Below are 25,612 nucleotides of genomic sequence, written 5' to 3'. Positions count from 1 at the left end.
AGGGGCAGGGTTGATGTAAGTGCTGCTGAGTCAGGTCTTTTTGCCCGTTTCAGTCGAGAGTAGGTGCTGGGCCGATTTTAAGAAAACGCTCATTGCGCAGGTTTGCATGCGTTATGTGCATGCAAGCGTCAGAGACGGGGCGCTAGTGTGGTTATCTCATCTGTCAGCCATTTCTCGAACGCACGCGCAGCGCGCCGCGGCGTCTTGCCGCTGGGGGTCAGCAGGTAATAGCCGCCTATTGCACCCACACTTTTCTGGCAGGCCGGCACCAGCGCACCGGACTGCACGTGACGGTCAATCATCGGTTGCCAGCCAAGTACGATACCGTGCCCGGCGACAGCCAGGTCGACCAGCACGGGGTACAGGTTGACGGTCATGCGCTTGCGGATCAGCGACGCATCAACGCCCTGACGGCCGAACCAGTCTCCCCAGGACAGCCGCTGGCGTTGCCCGTCCTCCAGCATCAGCAGGCAGTGGTCCAGCAACTGTGCTGGTTCCAGCAGCTGGCCGTTCAGGTAGTCTGGCGAGCAGTAGGCATTTACCGATTCGGCGAACAGCAAACGACTGTCGAGGCCCGTTGGTGATGTTTCGCGCAGGAAATACAGCGCCAGATCGAATTCCGCGCGAATCAGCGAGTCCAGCCCGTCGACCACTCGCAGGCGGATATCCACGGCGGGGAAGGCATCGCGATAGCGTCCCAGCAAAGGGCCCAGCCACAGTGCGGCCACGCCGCTGGAACACGCCAGCGTCAGTTGTTGTTCGCCGCTATGGGTAATGACTTGTGCCGTGGCCTCTGCACACAGGGTCAGCACGCGCTGGATCTGCTCGGCGTAAATCTGCCCGGCGATCGTCAGATGAATGCGCTTGTGCTCGCGACGAAACAGCGCGCGGCCGAGAAATTCCTCCAGTTGCGCGACCTGACGGCTGATCGCGCTCTGGGTGAGGTTCAGTTCGCTGGCGGCACGGGTAAAACTAGCGTGCCGAACGGCGGCTTCGAAGGCGATCAGGTTCTGCAAGGGTGGAAGGGGCTCGATACGCACAGCGGCTCCTGTTGCGGGCAGGTCTACAAAGGGTCGGGAAATGGCGTCGATAGCAGCCAGTCCCTGAACACGCACAGCGATGGCAGGTTCTGAAAGCGCGTCGCGTACGCCAGGTAGTAATTGCGCCCACTGTCCAGCGGCTCGAACAGGGTGACCAGTTCGCCGCTGTTGATTTCGTCCTGCACCAGAATGCGCGGTACCAGTGCGATACCGATGCCCGCCGCCACAGCCTGGATCAGGTGCGAGGTCAGTTCGAAACTCGGGCCGGGGCGCATGATGTGGTGGTCCAGCCGATTACTGTCGAACCAGTCCGACCAAGCATTGGGCCGCGATACCACGCTCAGCAACGAATGCTGGGCCACCTGCGCCGGGGTGATCGTCTGGTAGCCAACAAGCGCAGCAGGGCTGGCAATGACCACCAGTTTTTCGCTGACCAGCGGGTGGGCGATGTAACCGGGCCAGTTGCCGTTACCCGCACAGATGATCGCGTTCATTTCGCTGGCTGCCGGCGTCAGGTCGGCATGCACGATGCGTGAGTGGATATGCACCACATAGCCCGGATGCCGGGTGTAAAAGTCATTCATGCGTGGCAACAGCCACTTCGAGCCGAAGGTGGGCAGCACGGCCAGGTGCAGCGTGCCGCCTTCTGCCTTGTGCGCAATGGTTTGCAGGGTTGCACTGCGAATACGGCCCAGCGCCGCGGCCAGCTCATGCTGGTACAAGGCACCGGCCGTGGTCAGTTCGATACGTCTGCCATCACGCTTGAACAGCTCGACTTCCAGTTGGGCTTCCAGCGCCTGCACCTGGCGGCTGACGGCGCTCTGGGTCAAAGCCAGTTCGTCTGCGGCCTTGGTGAAGCTGCCATGCCGGGCGGCCGCCTCGAAGGCAAGCAGCAGCGACATGGAGGGCGTCAGTCTTCGGGTGTTCATTCATAAAGCTCATGGAAAAACAGCAGGTTTTACGTTTGCCCTGAAGCATGACAGGCCGGAGAATCACGCTAACCGTTGATAACGTCATGCATTCGAGCGTTTCGAAGCATACGTGCTTTGCATATAAAACGCCTAGCGAGGAACACCACCCATGATTGCGCTGTTGAAACCGACCTCTGAGCAGGTCGGTCACTATGACCGTTTCCTCAATGCCTTGGTGGAGGGCGGCTTTCGCGGCGAAATAGCCAGGGACCTCGGCTCGCGTACTGTGCTGGCCACTGACAACTCCATCTACCAGCGCCTGCCGCAGGCTGCGGTGTTCCCGATGGACAGCCATGATGTGGCAATTGTCGCCCGCCTGGCAGCGCGGCCCGAGCACAAGCAGGTGGTGCTGACCCCGCGTGGCGGAGGCACAGGGACCAATGGGCAGTCGTTGACCGACGGCGTGGTGGTCGACCTGTCGCGGCACATGAACAATATCCTTGAAATCAACGTCGAGGAACGCTGGGTGCGGGTGCAGACCGGCGTGGTCAAGGACCAGCTCAACGCAGCGCTGAAGCCGCACGGGCTGTTTTTCGCGCCGGAACTGTCGACCTCCAACCGCGCCACGATTGGCGGCATGATCAACACCGACGCCAGCGGGCAGGGCAGTTGCACCTACGGCAAAACCCGTGACCATGTGCTGGAACTGACGACCGTGCTGCTCGGTGGTTCCTACGTCAACAGTCAGGCATTCAGCGCTGAGCAGCTGGCCAGCGAGCAAGCGCGTGTTGACCGTGCTGGCGATGTGTATCGCTTTGCGCAGCAGATCGCCGATACGCAGGCGCAATTGATCAAGGACGTTTTTCCGCCGCTCAACCGTTGCCTGACCGGTTACGATCTGGCGCACCTGCGTGAGGAAGACGGGCGTTTCAACCTCAACAGCGTGCTTTGCGGTTCCGAGGGGTCGCTGGGTTTTATCGTCGAGGCCCGACTCAACGTCCTGCCAATCCCCAAACATTCGATTCTGGTCAACGTTCGTTATGCCGGTTTCATGGACGCTTTGCGGGATGCCAAGGCGTTGATGGCGCACAAGCCGCTGTCCATCGAGACCGTGGACTCCAAAGTGCTGATGCTGGCCATGCAGGATATCGTCTGGCACGGCGTGGCCGAGTATTTCCCGCAGGACCCGGCCACGCCGACTCTGGGCATCAACCTGATCGAGTTCAGTGGTGATGAGCTGGACGAAGTGGAACAGCGCGTCCATGCATTCGTCGCTCACCTGCAAAAAGACACCTCGGTGGTGCGCCTAGGTCATACCCTGGCAACTGGCAGCGCTGCGGTAAACCGCGTCTACGCCATGCGCAAGCGTTCGGTAGGGCTGCTCGGCAACGTCAAGGGTGAAGCGCGGCCGCAGCCGTTTGTTGAAGACACGGCTGTGCCACCGGAAAACCTTGCCGATTACATTCAGGAGTTTCGGGCGCTGCTGGACAGCTACGGCCTGCAATACGGCATGTTTGGCCATGTTGATGCAGGCGTGCTGCACGTGCGACCGATACTGGACATGAAAGACCCGGCGCAGGCGGCATTGATTCGCCCGATATCCGACGCCGTCGCCGCGCTGACCAAGCGCTACGGCGGGCTGCTGTGGGGCGAGCATGGCAAGGGCCTGCGCTCGCAATACGTGCCCGAATATTTCGGCGAGTTGTACCCTGCGTTGCAGGCGCTCAAGGCCGCGTGCGACCCGTTCAACCAGCTCAACCCCGGCAAGATCGCCACACCGGCTACGGTGCCCGATGCGCGCCTGACTTTGGTGGATGAAGTGACGTTGCGCGGTGATCTGGATCGCGCTATCGATGAACGGGTCTGGCAGAGCTACGACAGCGCGCTGCACTGTAATGGCAACGGTGCCTGTTACAACTACGACACCGACGATGCCATGTGTCCGTCATGGAAAGCCACGCGTGACCGCATTCACTCACCCAAGGGCCGCGCTTCGCTGGTCAGGGAATGGCTGCGTCTGCAAGGCGAGCAGGACGTCAATGTCCTCACCGCCAGCGCCAGGGCGCGCAGTGCCAATGTACTGAAAAGCCTTGCCGAGCGAACCGTCAACAGCGTCGCCAGGGTGGCGGGGCAGAAGGATTTCTCCCACGAAGTCTACGACGCCATGGCCGGTTGCCTGGCCTGCAAGTCCTGCGCGGGGCAGTGCCCGGTCAAGGTCAACGTGCCTGAGTTCCGTTCGCGTTTTCTGGAGCTGTACCACAGCCGTTACCTGCGCCCGATCAAGGATTACCTGATTGGCTCGCTGGAGTTCAGCATTCCGCATCTGGCGCGCTTTCCCCGGTTGTACAACGCGATCATGGGCGCAAAACCGGTGCGTTACCTGCTTGAGCACGTCGCCGGTATGGTCGACAGCCCATTGCTCAGCCTGATGGACTTTCGCGCGGCCTGCGCCCGCTGGAATGTCGGCATTGCCACGCCGCAGCGTCTGGCCGCGTTGGGCGAGCGGGAGCGCAAACGTACGGTGGTGCTGGTTCAGGATGCGTTCACCCGATACTTTGAAACCCCGCTGGCAGCAGACTGGCTGGAGCTGATCTCGCGCATGGGTTATCAGGTTTATCTCGCACCGTTCGCACCCAACGGCAAGCCGCTGCACGTGCAGGGTTTTCTGGCCGCGTTCGAGAAGGCTGCCGGTTTCAACAGCCAGTCGCTTGGCAAGCTGGCAGGGTACGGCATTCCGCTGATCGGTCTGGACCCGGCCATGACCCTGGTCTATCGCCAGGAGTACAGCAAGACGCTGGGCAGCGAGAGCGTACCGACCGTCATGCTGCCGCAGGAATGGCTGGCTTCTGCGCTTGAGGAGCAGTGTGACGCTCCGTCAGGTGAGACGTATTACTTCCTGCCGCATTGCACTGAAAAGACCAACGAGCCCGCCAGTGTCGGCCTTTGGCAGAAAGCCTTCGCTCGCGCCGGGCTCAGGCTTGATGTGCTGGCCAGCGGTTGCTGTGGCATGTCCGGCACTTATGGGCATGAAACCCGAAACGCGAAAACCAGCGACACCATCTATCGTCAGTCCTGGCAGCCGCTGGTGGCCCGGCATGGCGTTGAAGGTCGACTGGTCGCCGATGGCTACTCATGCCGCAGCCAGGTCAAGCGCCAGGATGGCAAAGTGGTGCAGCATCCACTACAGGTACTGCTGGAACGGGTGAGGGCGCTATAGAGAGGACGCAGAGCGTCCAGAACGGCATGCCCACGCGGAGCATGGGCACGATAGTTACAAAACTATCGTTCCTCACGCTCCTGCGTGGGAATGCCTTGCGTGATGCTGAACGTCACAGATCTGTGCCGCGCCGTTCGGCCAGAACTTAGACCAGGTACTTGTTGAACCACCCCAATGTGCGGTCCCAGGCCAGTTTGGCCGCGGCTTCGTCGTAACGCGGGGTGGAGTCATTGTGGAAGCCGTGGTTGGCGCCCGGATAGATGTACGTTTCGTACGTCGTGCCAGCCGCTTTCAGGGCTTTCTCGTACGCGGGCCATCCTTCGTTGATGCGGGTGTCCAGTTCGCCGTAGTGAATCATGACTTGCGCCTTGATCTTCACCACGTCTTCGGCGTTGGGCTGGCGGCCATAGAACGATACGGCAGCTCCCAGTTCCGGGTACGCCACGGCTGCAGCATTGGCCACGCCGCCGCCATAACAGAAACCGGTGATGCCGACCTTGCCGGTGCTCGCGTCATGCTTCATCAGCCACTCGATGGCAGCGAAGAAATCGTTCATGAGCTTTTCCGGGTTAACGGTCTGCTGAAGCTCCCGGCCCTTGTCGTCATTGCCCGGATAGCCGCCAACCGAGGACAGGCCGTCAGGTGCCAGCGCGATGAAACCGGCTTTGGCCACACGACGGGCAACGTCTTCGATATAGGGGTTCAAACCGCGGTTTTCATGCACCACGATCACTGCCGGTACTTTGCCGGTGGCTTTTGCCGGGCGTACCAGATAGCCACGAACCTGACCATGCCCCTTGGGTGAGGGGTAGGACACATACTCGGCAACGATATCCGGATCGGTGAATTCCACCTGTTCGGCCAGCGCGTAGTTGGGGCTGAGGGAAGCGAGCAGCGCGCTGGCGGTCAGGCCGCCGAAGGTGAACAGCGCAGCCCGATCGAGAAACTCGCGTCGATTGATCCGGCCGTGCGCGTAGTAGTCGTAAAGCTCAAGCAATTCAGGGGCAAAGTCTTTTGCAGTGAGACGTTCCATCAGTACGCTTCCTTCTGAATCATTCAGGACTGCCTGCGTGTTGGCGGGCTGATGGGCGCAGCGCGATCAACACAATGTCCGGTCCCGATAGTATTTCCAGAACACCGGGATCGCTACTGCAAATTGAAGAAAAGCCGTCATCCCTTACCGATCTTGCCAACTAGCCTGATGTGCAGGCCCGTGCCTGCTGCCAGTGGTTCAGGAAAATCAGGCATCTAATTGCACTACTTGCCATCAGTGATGTCCATTTGACTCCTTCGGCACATGCCGCGGCGTTTGCGCTGTGCAAGCCAACATATTATCGAGCCGCCGTATCAAGCAGCGTCGGTTCAGGCCGACAACACATCATGATCTTCACCCCACGCTCATGGTCATATTCCACCTGCATTTCGAGATAACGTGATGATGACCCTCCCGACGGAAGACCGCACCCAGCTGTTCAAGGACACGGCTATCCAGTTCTGGAAACACATCACTCCGATCGTGTATGTCGCGCTGGGCATTCACTGTGTCTTGCTGGTGGTGTTCCTGGGGCTGGGCATGAAGGTCCTGTGGGTAGCGAACATCGTCAGCACGCTGCTCTACATCAACTGCCTTTACCTGATCCGCAGACAGCGCTATCGCCAGGCCGGACAGCTGATGTGTCTGGAAATCATTGGTCATGCACTGCTCGCGACATGGGAGTTGGGCTGGGAAAGCAACTTCAGCTTCTACCTGTTCTGCGTGATCCCGATCATTGCCTTTACCTTTCAACTGGTCGCTATCAGACGCATTGCCTATAGCCTGGCGATACTCCTGTCGCTGGTCGGATGCTTCGCCTTTCGCCGGCACATGGGCCAGGAATCAGGCCTTAGCCAGAACCTGCTTGATGCGTTCGGTATCGTCAATGCGCTGGTGGCCACTGTCCTGTCGATTTATGCCACCGCACTCTCGGTACGTTTCACGTCGTCGATGCAACTGAGCCTGTTTCATATTGCCAACCGCGACAGCCTGACCAATCTTTATACGCGCAGGAGAGTCCTGCATCGCATACGCGAGCTGGAGGCAAGGCGTCAGGGGTTCTCGGCTTCACTGATCCTGCTCGACATCGATCATTTCAAACAGATCAATGATCTTCACGGGCATGAGACCGGTGACGCGGTGTTGCAGCGGGTGGCCGAAGTCATCAGTTCAAGCGTGCGCAACAGCGATATGGCTGCCCGTTGGGGCGGTGAGGAGTTTTTGGTGCTGATGCCGGACACCGCGCCCGATGATGCACTGCGGGTGGCGGAGCGCATCTGGCGGCGTATTGCTGAAGAGGCCGGTCAGATCGATGAACGCAGCATTGCGGTCACCGCAACCCTTGCCATGGCAACCCTTGCCGCGGGCGAGACCTTTCAGATAACCCTCAATCGTGCCGACACGTCGCTTTATCTGGGCAAACAACAAGGCCGAAACCGGGTAATGATCGCCGGGTGAGGTGTTCATTCACCCAGTGCTCCATCAGCGTGTAGACTTTCGCGCTTTGAACAGAGGGCGCATTGCGTCGCGCTTCCTCATTGGCTATGTATCGATCAAGGCATGCTTATGGATTTGCGTCAGCTCGAAGCCTTCGCGGCGGTCATGTCGGCAGGCAGTGTCACTGCTGCCGGGAAAATGCTTGGCCGTTCTCAGCCATCGGTTACACGGGCCATTCAGGAGCTTGAGCAGGAATTGGGTTTTGCCTTGTTCGAGCGCAGCGGGCCGAAGGTCACGCCTACCCACAAGGCGTTCATGATGTATGGCGAAGTGGAGAGCGCGCTGCTGGGCGTGCGGAATATCCGCCAACGTGCGCAGCATATTGCCCAGGAAGAAAATCACCAGATCAAGCTGGTAGCGATCTCGGCCCTGGCGGCTGGTTTGCTGCCCACGGCCTTGTCGCGCTTGCCTGAACATCTGCGTCCGCAGCAGATCCAGTTGCAGAGCATGTCCCCGGAAAATGTGGTTCAGGCCGTGTTGTCGAAAACCATGGACCTGGGCGCGGTAAGCTTGCCGCTGGAGCATCGCGGCCTGGAAATCCACTGGATCGGCGAAGCGCCTTGCGTGGCGGTATTGCCTGCCGATTCTGCGCTGGCCACCCACAAAGTGCTGTCGATGGAGCTGCTGCGTCAGCAAACGCTGATCACCATGGCCAACCCGTATCGCTTTCGTCGACGCATCGACAAGGCGTTTCAGGACGCGGGCGGTCAGCCGCCGCGCATGCTTGACACCAATACGTCCCTGATCGCCATGCAAATGGCCAGAGTCGGGTTGGGCATTGCGCTGGTCGATCCTTTCACCGCCATCGGCGTGCCGTTGCAAGGTGTGGTGGTCCGGCCGATCGCCTGCAACATCCCGTTTTTCTTCGGTCTGATTTCAGCCTTCGCCAGCCCGTTGTCCGATGTGGCAAGCGCGCTGATCGATGAGATTGCCGACAGCGCAAAAACCCTGTTGCCGGCAATGATCATGCACGAAGCCAGCGCGCACGATGCCCTGTTGCAGAGCATTTATGCCGAGTGAGCGTGAGGTGCAATGCGTGTCGTGACGCTCCACGGCACCGCACGCAGAGCCCGTTAGAATTCCATTCAGGAATATCAATATGCTTTTTTGCGCATTGCGAGAATAAAAAAGCGCCTCTTACTATTCGAATTAAGCATTCAAAGGCTTAAAGAATTCATTTAGTGCGACATTGGAATGATTCTTGAAGTGTTTGAGTCACCGCTTGGGCTTGTGGCCCGAACATTTTTTCGAGTACCGATCAATGTCAGATGTAAATGCACCCGCTGGTCTGGCGGCCCTGGAAGCTCGTTTGCAGCAGGATCTGGCCTGGCTGGACCTGCCCGCCAGGCCTTGGGTCAAAGCCAGGATGAGCGCCGGGCAGGCAGTGCTTGATGTGGCGATCATCGGCGGTGGCATGGCCGGTCTTGCTCTGGCCGCAGAACTGCGCAACCTCGGCGTGGCGGCGGTGATTTTCGATCAATCCCCGGCCGGTTTCGAAGGCCCTTGGGCAACCACCGCGCGAATGGAAACCCTGCGTTCGCCAAAGCAACTGACCGGACCGGCGCTGGGGCTACCGGCGCTGACGTTCCGCGCCTGGTACGAAGCGCAATTCGGTATCGACGGCTGGGCATTACTGGACAAGATTCCACGCCTGCAATGGGCCGAATACTTGCGTTGGTATCGCAAGGTGCTGGCGCTGGACGTGCGCAACGAACACCGGGTGAGCCGGGTCGCACCCAGAGCGGACGGCCTGATCGAACTGGATATCGTGACGCCTGTGCAAACGCAATTCCTGCTGGCCCGACATGTGGTGCTCGCCACGGGCCGTGACGGTCTGGGCGGCCCCTGGGTGCCGGATTTTGCCCGGCAGTTGCCGGAGCATTTGTGGACGCATTCGGCGGCGGGCCTGCAGGATGGCTGGTTCACCGGTAAACGTGTGGCAGTCATCGGTGGTGGCGCATCGGCCATGGACAGCGCCGCCACTGCGCTTGAAGCGGGCGCAACGCGGGTTGACCTGCTCATCCGGCGCGCCGAGCTGCCTCGCATCAACAAAGGCAAGGGGGTCGGTAACCCGGGAATGGTTCACGGTTATTGGCGCCTGCCGGATATCTGGAAATGGCGCATTCGCCACTACCTGAACACTCAGCAAGTGCCACCGCCACGCGGCAGTACGCTCAGAGTTTCTGGTTCGGGCAAAGCCCGCTTCATGCTCGATAGCCCGGTGCTTTCAGTCGAACAGAACCCGGCCGGCGGCGTGTGGCTGAACACGCCCAAAGCGCGTATAGAGGCCGATTGTGTGGTGTTTGCCACCGGGTTTCGTACCGACTTCCGCCAGCGCCCTGAATTTGCCCCGTTTTCGTCGCAGATTCGCGTCTGGCAGGATCGTTTCGAAGCGCCGCAAGGCGAAACCGACAGCGAACTGGCGGTGCTGCCAGATTTGGGCAATTGCTTCGAGTTTCAGGAAAAGACCCCCGGCGCCTGTCCGGGGCTTAACCATATCCATTGCTTCAGTTACCCGGCAGCGCTGAGCTATGGCGCGGTATCCGGGGATATTCCTGCCATCAGCGAAGGCTCCAAGCGTCTGGCCCATGCCTTGGTCGGGCAGTTGTTCAATGAGGACATCGTTCTGCATTTCGACACCATGCTCGATTACGCCGAACCAGAGCTGCTGGGCGATGAGTGGGTGGCCAGCCAGCCGACCGCTGAAGAGCTGCGCCAATGATTGGCTGGGCGCTGCGCAGGCTCACTCAGTCTTTGCTGGTCATTCTGTTGATGACCGTGGTGGTGTTCGTCGGCCTCAACGCCATCGGTAATCCGATGGATATTCTGGTTGGTGAAGACCTCAATCAGGCCGAACGTCTGCAGGCCATCGCTCACCTGGGGCTTGATCAGCCGCTGTGGCAGCAGTACCTGATTTTTCTCAAAGGCGCGGTTCACGGCAATCTTGGGCAAAGTTTTGTGTACCACGAAGATGCCATGCGCCTGATTCTGCAGCGCTTGCCCGCGACCTTTGAGCTAGCGTTCAGCGCCTTGTTTCTGGCCGTAGTCATCGGTGTGCCGTTGGGCATGTTCGCTGGTATGTACCCCGAGCACCCGCTTTCCCGGCTGATGATGGCTGCCAGCATCGTCGGTTTTTCGCTGCCGGCGTTCTGGGTGGCATTGATGATGATCATGCTGTTCTCGATCACGCTGGGTTGGTTGCCGGCCAGTGGCCGGGGCGAAACCCGTGAATGGCTGGGCGTGCAATGGTCATGGCTGACGCTGGACGGTTTGCAACATCTGTTACTGCCTGCGCTGAATCTCGCGCTGTTCAAGATTTCGCTGGTGCTGCGCCTGACCCGTGCGGGCGTGCGTGAGGTGCTGCCTCAGGAATTCGTCAAATTCGCCCGGGCCAAGGGCCTGTCGCCGATGCGTGTGATGTGCATGCACGTCATGCGCAACACCATGATTCCGGTGGTGACGGTGCTGGCCATGGAACTGGGCTCGACCATCGCCTATGCCGTGGTGACTGAAAGCATTTTCGCCTGGCCGGGTGCCGGCAAGCTGATTCTCGACAGCATCAACATGCTTGACCGCCCGGTGGTGGTCGCTTACCTGATGGTGGTCGTGGTGATTTTCGTGGTGCTCAACCTGATCGTCGACGGCTTGTATTACCTGCTGGACCCACGTGTACGCATCGAGGCCTCCCGATGAATGTCATTGAAAAAGCCCCGATCGGCAGCACGCTGTTGCAGGCCCAGTCACCCTGGCTACGAGTGCTGACCGAGTTCTTCAGCTCGCCCACTGCGGTGACGGGCCTGGTGGTCCTGCTGCTCATTGTGCTGGTTGCAGCCCTGGCACCCTGGATCGTGGTGCAGAACCCCTACGACCTGATGCAGCTCAACGTGATGGATGCGCGAATGCCGCCAGGCAGCGTCAATATGGACAGCGGCTATACCTATTGGCTGGGCACCGACGGACAGGGTCGCGATCTGGTCTCGGCGATTATCTATGGCCTGCGCATCAGCCTGTGGGTCGGCATTGGCTCGGCGCTGATTGCGGCAGTGATCGGCACGTTGTTGGGGCTTGTATCTGCGTATGTCGGCGGCTGGGTCGATGCCTTGCTGATGCGTCTGGTCGACTTGCTGCTGTCATTCCCGGTCATTCTCATGGCTCTGATGATTCTCGCCTGGCTGGGCAAGGGCGTCGGCAACGTGATGCTTACCCTGATAGTGCTTGAATGGGCCTACTACGCCCCTACAGCGCGTGGTCAGGCGCTAACCGAAAGCCGTCGCGAATACGTCGATGCAGCGCGCGGGCAGGGCGTTGGTCCGCTGCGCATTGTGATCGGCCACATTCTGCCCAACTGCCTGCCGCCGCTGATCGTGATCGGCGCGCTGCAAATCGCCCGCGCCATTACCCTGGAAGCGACCCTGTCGTTTCTCGGTCTGGGTGTGCCGGTGACCGAGCCTTCACTGGGGCTGCTGATTGCCAACGGCTTTCAGTACATGCTCAGTAATGAATACTGGATCAGCCTGTTTCCGGGGCTGGCGCTGTTGATCACCATTGTGGCGATCAATCTGGTCGGTGACCGTCTGCGTGATGTTCTCAACCCGAGGTTGCAGCGATGAGCCAGCCTGAGGTGTCAGCACAGCCAACCCTTGATGTGCGTGGCCTGTGCACTTCGTTCCATACTCGCGCAGGCGTGCTGCCGGCGGTGCGTGATGTGTCCTTGAGCGTGCAGTCGGGGCGTATTCTCGGCCTGGTCGGTGAGTCGGGTTCGGGCAAATCGGTCACCGGGTTTTCGATTCTCGGCCTTGTCGATGAGCCAGGACGCATCAGTGGCGGGCAGGTGCTGTTCAAAGGGCGTGATCTGACCAAACTGTCTGCCTCGCAACTGCGCGGCATTCAGGGCAACCGGGTGGCGATGATTTTTCAGGACCCGATGATGACCCTCAACCCGGTGCTGCGGGTCGACACGCAAATGATCGAAGCGGTGCGCGCGCATAGCCCGTTCGGCAGGCGAGAGGCCCGTGAGCATGCCAGTCGTACTCTGGCGCTGATGGGCATCGCCAGCCCTGAAGAACGCCTGCGCGCCTACCCGCATCAACTGTCTGGCGGCATGCGCCAGCGAGTGGCGATTGCCATCGCGCTGCTGCACGCCCCGGACCTGATCATTGCCGATGAGCCAACCACTGCGCTGGACGTCACCATTCAGGCGCAAATTCTCAGTGAGGTGCAGAAGCTGGTACGTGAGCAGGGCACCTCACTGATCTGGATCACCCATGATCTTTCCGTGATTGCCGGGCTGGCTGATGACGTGGCAGTGATGTACGCCGGACGCATTGTCGAACAAGGCCCGGTCGCCGAGGTGCTGGATCGCCCGCAACACCCTTATACACAGGGGCTGATCGACAGCCTGCCAAGTCGCAACAAGCGTGGCCAGCGCCTGCGTCAGATAACCGGCATGGCGCCGGACCTTCTGTCTATGCCTGCCGGCTGCGCCTTTGCGGCGCGCTGCTCCAGAGCGTCGCAGATATGTGTACAGAGCGACCCCGAACCCCACGAGGCGGGACCGCGCCAGACGGTTCGCTGCTTTCATCCGGGAGCTGCCGATGCCCAGTGATCTGATTCCCCTTATCGAGCTGCACCAGGTCAGCAAGACCTTCGGCAAACCGGTGGCCGAACACTCTCTTCAAGGACTGCTGCAGCGACTGCACCTGACCCGTCCGAAACCGGTGACCCATGCTGTGGATCGAATCGATCTGCGGATCATGCGTGGCGAAGTGGTCGGGCTGGTGGGCGAGTCGGGCTGCGGCAAATCGACCTTGGGACGCATGGTTGCCGGGCTGCTGCCGGTCTCGTCAGGTGTCGCGTCGGTGGACGGCAAGCCGCTCGACAGCCTGACCACGCAGGAGCGCAAGGCGCTGCGCCTGAAAGTACAGATGATTTTTCAGGACCCGTCGTCAAGCCTCAACCCGCGCCTGCGGGTCGACCGTATCGTCGGGGAGGGCGCGCTGCTGCATGGCCTGACCGACCGCAAAGGGGCCGATGATTACGTCAGTGCCCAGTTGCAACGTGCCGGGCTCAGCCCGCAGTTGCGCCAGCGTTATCCCCATCAATTCAGTGGCGGTCAGCGTCAGCGCATCGGCATTGCCCGTGCACTGGCGGTGCAGCCGGAACTGTTGGTATGCGACGAGTCGGTAGCAGCGCTGGACGTGTCGATTCAGGCCCAGATTCTCAACCTGTTCATGGACCTGCGCGACGAGCTGGGTCTGACCTATCTGTTTATCAGTCATGACCTGGGCGTGGTCGAGCATCTGTGCGACCGCGTGGTCGTGATGTACCTGGGCCGTGTGGTCGAGACCGCATCGGTCGATGACCTGTTTGCGCGTGCCAATCACCCGTATACCCAGGCCCTGCTGGCGCAGATCCCGCGATTTGATATCCGCAGTACCCGTTATGACGCGATCAAAGGGGAAATCCCCAGCCCGCTGAACCCGCCAACCGGGTGTCATTTCCACCCTCGCTGTCCGCACGCCATGGCGCGCTGCCGCGAGGAAGTTCCAGCGCTGAGGGAGGTTTCGCCGAACCACCAGAGCGCGTGCCATTTGAATGATCAACGCTGAACGAGCGCCTGAAGCTCGTCACCCTCTGCCATTGCGTTTAAGGAATCACCTATGAAACCACTCGTTCGTTCGTTGTTAGCGTCGGCCCTCGTTCTGGCCGCTGGCAGTGTCTCGGCGCAGGACTTGCGTATCGGTTATGCCGACCCGGTATCGTCGCTCGATCCGCAGCTCAACAACTATGCCGGCGACCGTTCGGTGGCGCTGCATGCCTTTGAATCGCTGGTCAGCCGCCGCGATGACAAGACCCTGCCGGGCCTCGCCAAAAGCTGGAAGGTCGTGGACGACACCACTTGGGAATTTGCCCTGCGCGATGACGTGAAATGGCAGGACGGCACGCCGCTGACCGCCGACGATCTGGTCTTCTCCTTCGAGCGCGCCCGCAGCGTACCCGGCAGTGTCGCGTCTTATGCAGGTGCCATGCGCACCGTTGAATCGGTCAAGGCCAAGGATGAGCACACGCTGATCATCAAGACTCGTCTGCCTAACGCCAACCTGCTGCCGGACGTCGATTCGATCTACATTGTCAGCCGCCATGCAGGTGCGACCGCCAGCAGCGCCGATTACAACTCGGGCAAGGCCATGATCGGCACCGGCCCTTACCGGTTTGTCTCATTCGTGCCGGGTGATCGCACGATCTTTGCCCGTAGCGACAGCTACTGGGGCGTGAAACCAACCTGGGACAAGGTTGATTTTCGCTTCATCGCCAACGCCGCCAACCGTACTGCGGCTTTGCTGGCGGGTGATGTGGACGTGATCGACAAGGTGTCGCCAACCGATGTGGAGCGCCTGCGCAAAACGCCGAGTGTCAATGTCTTCGCCTATCAGGGCTTGCGTGCGCTGATCATTCAACCGAGCTTCCGTGCCGGGCCGAATGAGTTCATTCGTGACAACGCAGGCAAGCCGCTGGCCGAAAACCCGCTGCTGGATGTGCGGGTGCGCAAGGCGCTGTCCCTGGCGATCAACCGCCCGGCCATCAATGAACGCATCATGCAAGGCACCGTCACCGAGGCCAATCAATGGATGCCGGCCAATACGTTCGGTTACAACCCGCAGATCAAGAACATTCCCTATGACGTCAAACAGGCCAAGGATCTGCTGGCGCAGGCAGGATTTCCCGAAGGCTTCCAACTGACTGTGCATGTGCCAGGCGACCGTTATCCGCAGGCACCGGAGGTCATGCAGGCGGTGGCGCAATTCTGGACGCGGATCGGCGTCAAGGTCCAGCTGGAGGTATTGCCGTGGGCTGTGTACGCGGGCAAGGCCAACAAGAATGAACTGGCGATCAGTGTGATTGCCTGGGGCAACGGGACTGGCGAAGCGGCATATGCCCTGACCAACATTCTGACCACGGTCGACAGCAGCAAGGGCCAGGGCGCGTCCAACTGGGGGCATTACAGCAATCCGCTGGTAGACAAGGCACTGGCTGATTCGACCGCCGAATTCGACGAGGCCAAACGGCGCAAGATTCTTCAGGACTCGGTTCAGGTGGTCAGCGACGACGTCGGCATCATCCCGCTGTTCCACTACCAGAACATCTGGGCGGCGCGCAAAGGCCTGAAGGTCGAGCCGCTGGTCAGTGACCGCACGGCGGCAACCATGGTTACCGAGCAGCCTTGATCTCCTTTCATTCACGCGCCGCTTCTTGAAGCGGCTGCGCGCATGCAACCACAGCATTGCAGGACCTGTCATGACATCGACCACTGAACATTCGACGCCTCCGGACACTCTGGATAGCCTGTTGGGCATCGCGCCAGCCAGCCCGTTGCACGCAATTCGGCATGCGCGGGACAAGGTCGCACTGGCGACCCAGGGTAGTCAGGATTTGTTTTTTGCCCCGACGCTGGAGCACAACCTGTCGTTGAACGAGCGTCTCTGGGTTGCCTATTACGCGACCCTGCTGAGTCTGCAACCGACCCTCAGCGAGCATTATCTTTCGCAATTGCAGGCGACTGGCGCGCAGGCAAGCGTACTGGCCGATGTGAGCGCCAGCCGAATCGACCTGCTGGAGGACCCGCGCCTGGCTGCGATCCTGCGCTTTACCCGCACCCTGATCGAGTCTCCGGTACACGGTGATCAAAGCGCGTTGCAGGCGCTGCAAAAACAGGGCCTGAGCACCGCTGAAATAGTGGTGCTGGCGCAACTGATCGCCTTTCTGTCCTACCAGGTGCGTCTGGCCGCAGGGCTGGGTGCTTTAAAGTCTGCCGGAGCAGCCTGATGAGCGAACTCATAGAAATTGAAGGTTTCACCAATCAGGTACTGGGCTGGAAAGCCTGGCTGCCAACCGTGGACCTGAACAGCGCGACCGCCGGGCAGGTTGCGGTGCTTGAAGAAAGCCACCCGCAGGCCAAGACCTCGGATTACTACCTGACCCTGGCACATCACCCTGACATCCTTCGCCAGCGCTCACAGGCGTTCAACGCGATCATGTACGCACCGGGTGGCCTGTCGCGCGCCGAGCGGGAGCTGGCGAGCACTGTCGTGTCGCGGATCAACCGCTGCGTCTATTGCGCGTCAGTGCACGCGCAACGCTTCGAACAACTGGCCAAGCGCAATGATGTTATCGCCCAGGTATTTGCCGACCCCCATACGGCAGGTACGACCGCGCGTGAAAAAGCCATCGTGCAGTTCGCCATCGACCTGACGCTCGAGCCGGCCTCGCTCAACGCCGGGCATATCAATGCACTGCGCGAGCAAGGGCTGGACGATGCGCAGGTGCTGGACCTGATTCACGCCATCTCGATATTCGCCTGGGCAAATCGGCTCATGCTCAATCTGGGAGAACCAGTCTTTCCCAAGGTTTAAAGACTGCGGTGTTCTCAATCGCTGCCGCGCTTCAGTAATGGCCGGGGCGAAGTCTGGCCCGGTCGTTGCAGGTTCGCTGTACTAGTACATAAGCGACCTGGTCACGATTGAGGTAATGGAATGCTGATAGCGCACATTTCTGACACGCATGTACGACCCAGAGGGCTACTCTATCAAGGCGTTGTCGATTCAAATGCAATGCTGGCGGCTGCCGTCGACACGATAAACGCCCTGGATCCGCCGCCTGATCTGATCCTGTTCAGCGGTGATCTGGTGGATGAGGGGCGACCCGAGGAGTACGCAATGGCCCGAGAGCTGCTGCAGCCGCTGCGCCAGAGGCTTTTGATGATACCGGGCAACCATGATCATCGGCAGAACCTGCGTAGTGCCTTCCCGGAGCACGATTACTTCATCAATGAGGAAAACTGCAGCTTCGTCGACTCGGGTTCCGCGCCGATGCGCATCATCGGGCTGGATATCAGCGTGCCCGACCAGCACCACGGCGACATGACCGATACCGCCACCCAATGGCTGGATCGTACACTGGCGCTGGAGCCTGACAAACCGACGTTGATCATGATGCATCAGCCGCCGTTTTCAAGTGGCATTCACTGCATCGACGCCTATCGCTGTGAAAGGGGCGAGCGGCTGGCCGAGGTGGTCTCCAGATACCCGGCTGTCGAGCGAATCGTCTGCGGTCATATTCATCGTTTCATGCAGTTGCGCTTTGGCGGCACGCTGATGTGCACGGCCCCGAGCACGACGACGGCCATTGCCTTGCAACTGCGCCCGGATGCTGCCGACGCTTCCTATGTCGAGCCTCCCGCGCTGTTGCTGCACCACTGGAAGGTCGACACCGGTCTTATTACCCACTGGGTGCCGATAGGCCGTTTCGAGGGGCCTTTTGACTTCGCTTGAACCGACATATGAGCCTGGCAACCATGCGCTGTCAGGCCACTTGTTCCTTGGCCAGATTGACCAGAATGATGCCCGCGATGATCAGGCCGATACCGCTCACGGCCATTAACGTGGGCACCTGTTGATAGCGAAACGCGGCAATGACAGTGATCAGCGTAATGCCCAACCCTGACCACATGGAGGTGATCAGGGACATCGGCAAGTCCCGTTGTGCATACCCCAGGCAGACGATTCCGAGCCCGTAGCCCGCGATAGAGGCAATAACCGGGACCCAACGGGTAAAGCCGTTACTTTCTTTCAGTGCGATGGTCGCCACTGTTTCAGCGACAATTCCTGCAAGCAGGAACAAATAGGCTTTTATGAGCATGGCGGCAGATCGCTTTTCAGGCATTCAGGAAGGGAGAGAAATGATGCGGTCGGCGTAAAACCCGTTGAACGGGGTGCGCAGGGACACCGAGTAAGCGCCGGTCGATTGGAATTCCAGCCAGTCGCTTTCCCTGATATCGCTGGCGAGCGAGTAGGGGAAGGCCAGGCGATCCATACTGTCGCAGGTGGGGCCGAAGATATTGAACGTGTTTTCCGCAGCACCGGTGTAAGGGGTGCCGTCTCGCCACACGCGTGCGGGAAATTGCAGCCACTGCTGGGCTGAGAGCAAACCGCCAAAAATACCGGCACCACAAAAAACGCTCTGCTCGCGTCTTGAAAGCACCCGTGCAAATAGCGACATGCCGCCGTAGACCAGACCACGACCCGCTTCGCAGATCAGGTTCAGGTCCTTCAGTGTCGGGCTGGTCTGGATATGGTCGCAGACTCTGCCAACCAGGTCTGGCGTGTTACCCATGGAGTTCAGGTAATTACCCGGAAACCCGCCACCGATATCCAGGTGCCTGACGTGCTCGGCGGTGTCGCGCACAATGGCATCGGCGTCATTGAGGGCCGCGAGCCACGGGCCGTCTTCAAGGGCTTGCGAACCGACATGGAATGACAGCCCGAGTGACCAGTCGGTGCTGGACGCCACTTGATGCACCAGTTGCGTCGCTAACACCGGACTTGCCCCGAATTTTCCTCTGAGATCATAAACCGCCGTCGACTCGGAGGGTGCGTAGCGCACGAACAGGCTGATCGTGCTGTCGCGCTCGGGCAACACGTCCCGCAACTTCGAGAGTTCCTCCTCACTGTCGAGCACAAATGAACGCACGCCATACCGATAGTAAGCCTCGTGCAGGCAATGGCGGGACTTCACTGGGTTCATCAGGTATTGAACTGCATCGGGCAGCGTGTTGTGTACCGTCTGCACCTCTGCAAGCGACGCCACGTCAAAATGATTGATACCACCCTGGCTCAAGGCTTCAAGTACTTGCTCAAGTGGATTGGCCTTCATTGCATACAGCACGGTACCTGGAAAACAGCCACTGAATTGCTGCGCATTCCGGGTGATCCAGCGCGGGTCAACGGTATAGAAGGTGTCGTTGGTGTCGTCGGCTAATTGTGCAAGAAGTGTGTCCACGTTGAACTTCCCTGGCTTCGAAGTGTGAGCAGAGCTTGAGCAAGCTTCGTGCCACTGCTTTATCAGACGGCCGAACAAACTTAACGGCAGTGATCTAATAAACATGTATAGAAGACGATAAGCCAAAACAGTGCGATTTCGACGCTATCAAGTCGGCGTGGTGCAGTTGCTTACGTGCCCTGAAATAATAAACATGGATGGCACTTTGCTACTTCTAAAAGTGGCTTATACATAATTCGATACATGTATTAAGGTTGTCATGTTTCGAAAGCTTGCGTAAAAAAGTCAGTTAATTTAAAGGCTTGCCGATCTTTCAGTCACGCTTCAGGCCGGCGTCGGCGATTAGCTGGCACCTTGCCAATACACGATGATCAATAACGGTGGCACGCCACTTGCTGGGTACAACATCGTGAAGTAATGGGGGCTTGTTCCATTGCGTCAGCGCTCGCGTTAACGACGACAAAGTAATTCATGGTCATGGATCAGGCAGGGGGTTGCTCGGCAAGCCGAATAGCAGCGCCAATGAAGTCACCGTTATCGAGTGGAAGGTGTACATGGATTTTCGTGCTTTTTATTCAGGCAACGCCCTGCAGTTTCTGGCCTCGCGCCAACTTGCTTTTTCTGAACTGGAAGAGGTTGTAAAACGCCAGTATGCCGATGCACAACTGGCGCTGATCAGCAGCTCTCCCGTACATGGCATCGCTAATGCGGCCAGTGATATAGACCTGATATGTGTGACCGATGATCGGCAGTCCGATCAATCGATGGCCTCGCAGATTTACCACAACGAACACCATATGGAAGTGGTGGCATTTGCCCGCGAAGAAGTTCACAACGCGTTCTCCCAACTGGCGACGGACGCACACAAAGCTACCGCACAGAAACTCGTTGCGTTCAAGTAGTGGGACAAGCAGCAGGCAGTATCGCGAAAGTACCTGGAGCGCCTGGTCTGCGCGGTGTCGACCGATCAGTCGCTTCCTTATCTGGACAGTCAGAAGGACTTGAGTTCGATCTGGTCGGTGGCAGCGTTCGACGACTTCCGCCAGAGCGCCTGCTTTTCAGTGCGGGCCTGGCGCAGTGGCGAATACCGCGCGGCCGCCGCCTATGCCTGCAACGCCGCACTGTTTCTGATGAACGCGACGCTGGCCAGCCACGGCTGGGTCAACTCCAATCGCAAGTGGACACTCCTGCGATGGGACCGCGCGCTCAACCGGCACGGCATGCTGAATGACGACGGCCTTGCCTGTGCCTCACGCTATTCACCTGACGGTCAAGGACGGACAACTGGTGGTGCAGGGCAATCGCCGTGCATTGACCGAAAACGGTCTGCTGGAGCACCTGCGCGAGCACAAGCCGGCGCTGATAGAACTCATCGAACAAGGCGACTACCAGAACAGCAAACGCGGCGCACTGACGTTGCCCGCCAATGGCATCCCTCAGGGCTGCGAGCAAATCACTGCGCAGATGCTGACGCTGGTGGAGCTTGATCAGGCAACCATCGACCAGTTGCTGGACGCGATACCGGGAGGTGCCGCCAATGTGCAGGACATCTACCCGCTGGCTCCGCTGCAGCAAGGCATTTTGTACCATCACGTTACCGCCACTCAGGGCGACCCTTATGTGATGCAGGTGCAATTCGCCTTTTCTGATCAGGCGCGTCTGAAGGCATTCGCCCAGGCGCTGCAAACCGTCATCAACCGGCATGACATTCTGCGCACCTCAGTGCACTGGAACGGTCTGGAAACCCCGGTGCAAGTGGTCTGGCGTCACGCTGAACTCAAGGTCGATACCTCGCCGACCGCCGAAGGCATGACCATGGTGCTGGGCCAGGCACCGCTGATGCGTCTGGTCTGCCATGAGCCGGCGCAAGGTCAGGGGGTGCAGGCTACGCTGCTGTTCCACCATATCGCCATGGACCACAGTGCGCTGGAAGTGGTGCGTCATGAAATACAGGCGTGCCTGTCGGGGCAGGCCGGGCTGCTGGGTGTACCGGTACCGTTCCGCAACTATGTCGGGCAGGCGTTGTTGGGCGTCAGCGAAGAACAGCATGAAGCGTTCTTCCGCGACATGCTCGGCGACCTCGATGAACCGACCCTGGCGTACAGCCTGCAGGATTTGAGCGGTGACGCCGATGAGCTCGAAGAGCACAGTGTCACGCTTGATCTGCTGCTGTGCCAGCGTTTGCGCGCTCAGGCGCGGACCTTGGGAGTAAGCGTCGCCAGCCTGTTTCACCTGGGCTGGGCACGGGTGCTGGCAGGCCTTGCCGGACAATCACGGGTTGTCTTCGGCACTGTGCTGATGGGGCGCCTGCTGGGTGCCGAGGCCACGGAGCGAGCGCTGGGCATCTTCATCAACACCTTGCCGCTGCGTCTCGATATGGACGATCAAGGCGTGCAAGCCGCAGTACGGGCAACTCACCAGCGCCTGACCGCACTGATGCGCCACGAACATGCACCACTGGCACTGGCCCAGCGTTGCAGCGGGGTGCAAGCGCCGACGCCGTTGTTCAACGCCTTGCTCAACTATCGCCACAGTTCACCAGCGCAGGCTTCCGGTGAAACATGGCAGGGCATTGAGGTGCTGCATGCTCAGGAGCGCAGCAACTACCCGCTGGTACTGAGCGTCGATGACCTGGGCGAAGCGTTTGGCTTTACTGCACAAACCACCGCAGGTATCAGTGCGCAAAGCATTTGCGCTTACATGCAATGGACCATGGAAAGTGTGCTCGATGCGCTGGAACAGACGCCGCAGATGCCCGTCGATCAGCTTGATATCGTGCCCGCCAGCGAGCGAGCGCAGCTTCTGCTCGGCTTCAATGATCGGCAGGCCGACTATGAACGCCGGCTGACGATTCACCAGCGCATCGAACACCTGGCGGAGCAACAGCCTGATGCGATCGCCGCGCAGGTGGGCGAGCAATGCCTCAGTTACAGCGAGCTGAACGCGCATGCCAATGCGCTCGCCCAGCACTTGATCGGCATCGGCGTACAGCCCGACGATCGCGTTGCCGTGGTTGCACGACGCAGCCTAGAGACGCTGGTCGGCTTGCTGGCCGTGCTCAAGGCCGGGGCGGGCTACGTACCGGTTGACCCGGCGCATCCGGATGAGCGTATCGTCTATTTGCTGACTGACAGCGCACCGGTTGCGGTATTGACGCAACAGGCATTTGTGGAACGTCTCAACGTCGTTTCAGGGTTGCAACGGCTGGAAGTACCGCTGATCGACCTTGACCTGGCGAACTGGCCGCAACAGCCAGGCAACCCGCACATCGACGGGCTCAATTCGACTCATCTCGCCTACGTGATCTACACCTCGGGCTCGACCGGTCAGCCCAAGGGCGTGATGGTCGAGCACCGGACGCTGAATAATCTGGTCGACTGGCACCGCGCCGCCTTCGATCTGCGCGCGGGCAGTCACACCGCCAGTGTGGCGGGTTTTGGTTTCGACGCCATGGCCTGGGAAGTCTGGCCAGCCTTGTGCGCCGGGGCGACATTGCACCTGCCGCCTGCAGAGATCGGCAATGAACAGCTCGATGCGTTGCTTGACTGGTGGTTGAACCGACCGTTGCAGGTCGCATTTCTACCCACGCCTGTTGCCGAGTACGCCTTCAGTCGCAACCTGCGTCATCCGACCCTGCGCACGCTGCTGATCGGCGGCGACCGTCTGCGCCAGTTCCATCGTGATCCAGGCTTCGCAGTGATCAACAACTACGGCCCGACCGAGACCACCGTGGTCGCCACCTCAGGCCGCCTGTTCCCCAATGGCAGCCTGGACATCGGCAAGCCCATCGCCAATACCTCGGTTTATTTGCTGGATAACCGCCAGCAACTGGTCCCGCTGGGTGTGGCAGGCTAGCTGTACATTGGCGGCGACAGTGTCGCTCGCGGTTACCTGAATCAGCCGCAACTGACTGCTGAGCGCTTTCTGCGCGACCCTTTTCCCGGACAACCACAGGCGCGCATGTACCGCACCGGCGACCTGGCGCGCTGGAACGCAGATGGCACGCTGGAGTACCTGGGCCGTAACGACGACCAAGTGAAGATTCGTGGCGTGCGCATTGAACTGGGTGAAATAGAAAGCCAGCTCGGCCAATTGCCAGGCATCGAGGAAGCGCTGGTCCTGGCTCGCGAAGATGAGCCGGGGCAACCACGGCTGGTGGGTTACTTCACTGAACATGCAGACGCTCCCACCACCACAGTAGAGCAATTGCGTACCGCGCTGCTGGCCCGCCTGCCGGGTTATATGGTGCCCGGCGCATTGGTACGACTGGAAAGCTGGCCACTGACGGCCAATGGCAAGGTCGACCGCCGTGCATTGCCAGTCCCCGACCGCGATGCGCTGTCGACCGGGGAATACCAGGCACCGCAAGGTGATCTGGAGAACGCACTGGCTCAGATCTGGAGCGAATTGCTACAGGTCGAGCGGGTAGGGCGTCATGACCGGTTCTTTGATCTGGGTGGCCATTCGCTGTTGGCCATGCGTATGGTTTCTCAGGTCCGCCAGCGTCTGTCACTTGAGCTTGCCCTTGGCGACCTGTTTGCCGACAGTTCGCTGATCGCGGTGCCGCACTGCCTGACGGCTGCCGCGCGCAGCCAGTTGCCTGCCATCGACGTACAGCCACGCACCGGCCCTGTTCCGCTGTCTTCTGCTCAGCAGCGCATCTGGTTCATGGCGCAAATGGAAGATGCCAACAGCGCCTACAACATCTCATTGGGCCTGAAACTGAGCGGCCCGCTGGACAGCCGTGCCTTGACGCGTGCGCTGGAACGCATTGTCGCCCGCCACGATAGCCTGCGCAGCCAATTCAGCCAGGAAGACGACAAGGCCTGGGTGCAGGCAGCGTCCGCCACGGTAGTACCCGATATTGGCTGGCAGGATTTGCGTGGCCAGGACGCAGGAGCCTTACAGGCGGTAACAAAGGAAGAGGCAGCGCAGCCCTTCGATATGCACCGCGACCTGCCGATTCGTGGTCGCTTGCTGTGCCTGGCTGAAGACCGTCACGTTTTGCTGCTGACCGTACACCACATCGTTGCCGATGGCTGGTCGCTGGGTGTTCTGACCCGTGAACTCACCGCGCTCTATCAGGCGTTCAGTCAAGGCCAGGATGATCCGCTGCCTGCGCTGACGCTGCAATATGACGATTACGCAGTGTGGCAGCGCAACTGGCTGGATGCCGAACGGTTGAGCCATCAGGGCGATTACTGGCAGCAGGCACTGGCGGGTGCGCCGGTATTGCTGACCTTGCCCACTGACGGTCCACGGCCTGCGCATCAGGACTATACCGGTGCCAGTGTCACGCTGGAGCTCGATCCGCGCCTGAGCAGCGACCTCAGGACCTTCTGCCATGAGCAGTCGGTGACACCGTTCATGCTGTTCATGGGGGCCTGGGCCGCATTGCTGACGCGCTTGTCCGGCCAGGAGGAAGTCGTCGTCGGCATGCCGGTTGCCAACCGCCGCCATGCCGAAATCGAAGGCCTGATCGGTCTGTTCGTCAATACCCTGGCCGTGCGTGTCGATACCTCGGGTGAGCCGAATGCTGTGGCACTGTTGGCCCGCATCAAGGCCCGCGTGGTAGCAGCGCAGGACCATCAGGACCTGCCTTTCGAACAGGTGGTGGAGCGCCTGCGGCCGCCTCGCAGTCTTTCGCATAGCCCTTTGTTCCAGGCATCACTGACCTGGGACGGCAGCCAGGGTCTGGATTTGCAACTGGGCGACATGCACCTGGAGCCGCTGGAAGAGCAGGCCGCTTTCGCAAAATTCGACCTGGCGCTGAGCGTCGGCGACAGCGCCGATGGTTTCCGCTGCATCGTGGAATATGCGACAGCGCTGTTTGATCGCAGCACCATCGAACGCTATCTGGGTTACCTGGAGGCGATATTGCGCGGCATGGTCACCGACAGCCAGACGGTCGTGAACCACATTCCGCTCTTGTCGGGTAGCGAGCGTCGGCAGTTGACCGACGGTTTCAATGCACCCGATGCGGTTTACCCACAGCGGCTGACCCTGCACAGCCAGTTTGAAGCACAAGTGCAGCGCACGCCGAATGCGATTGCCGTAACGTTCGAAGATACATCCTGAA

The 25,612-nt window shown here is 60.0% G+C and carries 17 protein-coding genes and 2 pseudogenes; 14 read left to right on the top strand and 5 right to left on the bottom strand.

Features of this window, described 5'->3' with window-relative positions:
- Positions 1–128 precede the first annotated feature (128 nt).
- Together LJU29_RS14895 and LJU29_RS14890 are read right to left on the bottom strand one after the other, a co-directional pair.
- Positions 129–1,040, bottom strand: coding sequence for a LysR substrate-binding domain-containing protein (locus LJU29_RS14895; protein ID WP_257110863.1), 912 nt, complete (start codon positions 1,038–1,040; stop codon positions 129–131).
- 23 nt (positions 1,041–1,063) lie between these two features.
- Positions 1,064–1,969, bottom strand: a complete 906-nt coding sequence (locus LJU29_RS14890) for a LysR substrate-binding domain-containing protein (RefSeq protein ID WP_002553726.1) — start codon at positions 1,967–1,969, stop codon at positions 1,064–1,066.
- Positions 1,970–2,120: 151 nt separating this feature from the next.
- Between LJU29_RS14890 and ydiJ the strand changes: the two genes are divergently transcribed.
- The gene (gene ydiJ / locus LJU29_RS14885; protein ID WP_257110862.1) at positions 2,121–5,168 is read left to right on the top strand and encodes a D-2-hydroxyglutarate dehydrogenase YdiJ; all 3,048 of its coding nucleotides are present in this window, start codon (positions 2,121–2,123) and stop codon (positions 5,166–5,168) included.
- A 145-nt stretch (positions 5,169–5,313) separates the two neighbouring features.
- Here the strand turns inward: ydiJ and yghX are convergent, their stop codons facing one another.
- The gene (gene yghX / locus LJU29_RS14880; RefSeq protein ID WP_257110861.1) at positions 5,314–6,201 is read right to left on the bottom strand and encodes a YghX family hydrolase; all 888 of its coding nucleotides are present in this window, start codon (positions 6,199–6,201) and stop codon (positions 5,314–5,316) included.
- Positions 6,202–6,603: 402 nt separating this feature from the next.
- On the opposite strand from yghX, the gene LJU29_RS14875 reads away from it, so the two are divergent.
- From LJU29_RS14875 to LJU29_RS14825, 11 genes are all read left to right on the top strand, one after another.
- Positions 6,604–7,659 (top strand): GGDEF domain-containing protein, encoded by a 1,056-nt coding sequence (locus LJU29_RS14875; protein ID WP_054995464.1) that lies wholly within the window; start codon positions 6,604–6,606, stop codon positions 7,657–7,659.
- Positions 7,660–7,767: 108 nt separating this feature from the next.
- The gene (locus LJU29_RS14870; protein ID WP_005758411.1) at positions 7,768–8,718 is read left to right on the top strand and encodes a LysR family transcriptional regulator; all 951 of its coding nucleotides are present in this window, start codon (positions 7,768–7,770) and stop codon (positions 8,716–8,718) included.
- A 241-nt stretch (positions 8,719–8,959) separates the two neighbouring features.
- Positions 8,960–10,420, top strand: coding sequence for an NAD(P)-binding domain-containing protein (locus LJU29_RS14865; protein ID WP_057454463.1), 1,461 nt, complete (start codon positions 8,960–8,962; stop codon positions 10,418–10,420).
- Positions 10,417–11,391 carry an ABC transporter permease gene (locus LJU29_RS14860; protein ID WP_002553733.1) on the top strand — a complete coding sequence of 325 codons (975 nt, stop codon included), beginning with the start codon at positions 10,417–10,419 and terminating at the stop codon, positions 11,389–11,391. The genes LJU29_RS14865 and LJU29_RS14860 overlap by 4 nt, the downstream gene beginning before the upstream one ends.
- Positions 11,388–12,308 carry an ABC transporter permease gene (locus LJU29_RS14855; protein WP_257110860.1) on the top strand — a complete coding sequence of 307 codons (921 nt, stop codon included), beginning with the start codon at positions 11,388–11,390 and terminating at the stop codon, positions 12,306–12,308. The genes LJU29_RS14860 and LJU29_RS14855 overlap by 4 nt, the downstream gene beginning before the upstream one ends.
- On the top strand, positions 12,305–13,303 hold the full coding sequence (locus LJU29_RS14850) for an ABC transporter ATP-binding protein (protein WP_257110859.1): 999 nt from the start codon (positions 12,305–12,307) through the stop codon (positions 13,301–13,303). The genes LJU29_RS14855 and LJU29_RS14850 overlap by 4 nt, the downstream gene beginning before the upstream one ends.
- The gene (locus tag LJU29_RS14845; RefSeq protein WP_005758402.1) at positions 13,293–14,306 is read left to right on the top strand and encodes an ABC transporter ATP-binding protein; all 1,014 of its coding nucleotides are present in this window, start codon (positions 13,293–13,295) and stop codon (positions 14,304–14,306) included. The genes LJU29_RS14850 and LJU29_RS14845 overlap by 11 nt, the downstream gene beginning before the upstream one ends.
- Before the next feature lie 51 nt (positions 14,307–14,357).
- Positions 14,358–15,923, top strand: coding sequence for an ABC transporter substrate-binding protein (locus LJU29_RS14840; protein ID WP_257110858.1), 1,566 nt, complete (start codon positions 14,358–14,360; stop codon positions 15,921–15,923).
- 70 nt (positions 15,924–15,993) lie between these two features.
- Positions 15,994–16,521 carry a CMD domain-containing protein gene (locus LJU29_RS14835; protein ID WP_005743664.1) on the top strand — a complete coding sequence of 176 codons (528 nt, stop codon included), beginning with the start codon at positions 15,994–15,996 and terminating at the stop codon, positions 16,519–16,521.
- A complete protein-coding gene (locus LJU29_RS14830; RefSeq protein WP_054995458.1) occupies positions 16,521–17,108 on the top strand; it encodes a peroxidase-related enzyme in 588 nt (195 codons plus the stop codon). Before LJU29_RS14835 ends, LJU29_RS14830 begins: the two co-directional genes overlap by 1 nt.
- Before the next feature lie 120 nt (positions 17,109–17,228).
- Complete coding sequence (locus tag LJU29_RS14825) at positions 17,229–18,026, top strand: phosphodiesterase (protein ID WP_257110857.1); 798 nt, start codon at positions 17,229–17,231, stop codon at positions 18,024–18,026.
- A gap of 31 nt (positions 18,027–18,057) precedes the next feature.
- Here the strand turns inward: LJU29_RS14825 and LJU29_RS14820 are convergent, their stop codons facing one another.
- Both LJU29_RS14820 and LJU29_RS14815 read right to left on the bottom strand, forming a co-directional pair.
- Positions 18,058–18,393: a DMT family transporter gene (locus tag LJU29_RS14820; protein WP_004662130.1), complete on the bottom strand. Its 336-nt coding sequence runs from the start codon at positions 18,391–18,393 to the stop codon at positions 18,058–18,060.
- 24 nt (positions 18,394–18,417) lie between these two features.
- Positions 18,418–19,533 carry a type III PLP-dependent enzyme domain-containing protein gene (locus tag LJU29_RS14815; protein ID WP_005758391.1) on the bottom strand — a complete coding sequence of 372 codons (1,116 nt, stop codon included), beginning with the start codon at positions 19,531–19,533 and terminating at the stop codon, positions 18,418–18,420.
- Between the two features lie 554 nt (positions 19,534–20,087).
- On the opposite strand from LJU29_RS14815, the pseudogene LJU29_RS14810 reads away from it, so the two are divergent.
- A pseudogene (locus LJU29_RS14810) lies at positions 20,088–20,783 on the top strand (DUF6001 family protein); the annotation flags it as partial.
- Positions 20,761–25,611 (top strand): annotated as a pseudogene (locus tag LJU29_RS29905) (amino acid adenylation domain-containing protein). The pseudogenes LJU29_RS14810 and LJU29_RS29905, both read left to right, overlap by 23 nt.
- Position 25,612: the final 1 nt, after the last annotated feature.

The sequence above is a fragment of the Pseudomonas ficuserectae genome (assembly GCF_024584585.1).
In the GTDB taxonomy this organism is placed as follows: Bacteria; Pseudomonadota; Gammaproteobacteria; order Pseudomonadales; family Pseudomonadaceae; genus Aquipseudomonas; species Aquipseudomonas amygdali.
The sequence above is the reverse complement of the archived record's forward strand: the minus strand, read 5'-3'. Positions and strand labels throughout refer to the sequence as shown.